The sequence below is a fragment of the Algorimicrobium echini genome (assembly GCF_900115185.1).
Taxonomy (GTDB): Bacteria; Bacteroidota; Bacteroidia; order Flavobacteriales; family Flavobacteriaceae; genus Algorimicrobium; species Algorimicrobium echini.
Map to the genome: position 1 here is coordinate 1 of NZ_FOVN01000026.1, position 1,049 is coordinate 1,049.

Annotated in this window: 1 protein-coding gene; it reads right to left on the bottom strand. The window is 31.5% G+C overall.

The window, feature by feature from the left end:
• Positions 1-202: 202 nt before the first annotated feature.
• Positions 203-937: a hypothetical protein gene (locus BM239_RS15260; RefSeq protein WP_092210208.1), complete on the bottom strand. Its 735-nt coding sequence runs from the start codon at positions 935-937 to the stop codon at positions 203-205.
• Between the last annotated feature and the right edge of the window lie 112 nt (positions 938-1,049).

Sequence of the window (1,049 nt, forward strand, 5' to 3'; positions counted from 1 at the left end):
CATTAAATCCGAGTATAAAAGTGATTACTGCAAATAAAAGAAAAACAATGTGTGGTCTTTTAGTTAATAGGTTCATTCAACTTGTGGCTAACGGTCTCGTATAACCGTCAGTTACGGGTTAATATGCGTTAATTTTCGGTTTAGCACTGACCTTAGCAATTCCGAGTGGATTCGGACGTAGTCGAATCCGCCGTAATTGCGGTTATACATTGTTAGGCATAGTTTTTTTATCCAAATAAATTTTTCTTAATTCAGTGGTCTTAACTAAAATTGTTGAGTCAATGGATATTTCGTCATCAATTTTGTTCATTACACTTTCGAAATCACTTTCGAATTTATTTGCAAGGACTTTATCTAAAAAGTTAATTCTTTCAGGTTCTACTTTATCTAAAGCTCTTTTTAGCATATTCAAGTTAGGAATGATTCTATCGATTCGATTACATTTCTTAAGTTGAAGAATTGCTTTCAAATAACTGAAAACTGCTGGAACAAAACTTCTCTCTAACATAAGAGAACGACCTTGCAAATAATATGTGTTAGCGTCTATTTCATACATTGCCATATCATTTTTTGTTTCCAGTTCTTTGAGGTTTTTTTCATATTCTGTAACAATCTTGTCGATTCTCAACTCGTAGTTGTATTTGAGAATGTCCAGTTTATTATCAAAGCTATTTTTTAGATTTTCAGCCAACTCTTTGTAATTCTTTCTTTGAAAATACTGAACAAGTATTGGTAATATTATTCCTAAAATTGTTATGACAATTAAAAGTTTTAACCACGCGGAATCATAAAAATTATTGACTTCAGTTGCAATACTATTCTGCGTATCAATTTCATATTTTAATTTGTCAAGTTGATTTTGAATTTTTAAAGAATCTATTTGCTTCAAAAATTTTGTTTTAAGTTCAATGCTATTTGTTAAAGTATCTTGGTTCATTTTTAGTCAAATTATGCCTAACGGTAAGTGTATGAAATGGGCGAGTTTGCGTCCGAGGATTTTCCGCAGGAAAATCGGAAGGTAGCAAACGCACATTTACACTTGATTAGGG

Excerpts from the sequence above, each read along its gene's own strand:
- BM239_RS15260 (WP_092210208.1), bottom strand. The coding sequence starts at position 937 with ATGAACCAAGATACTTTAACAAATAGCATTGAACTTAAAACAAAATTT.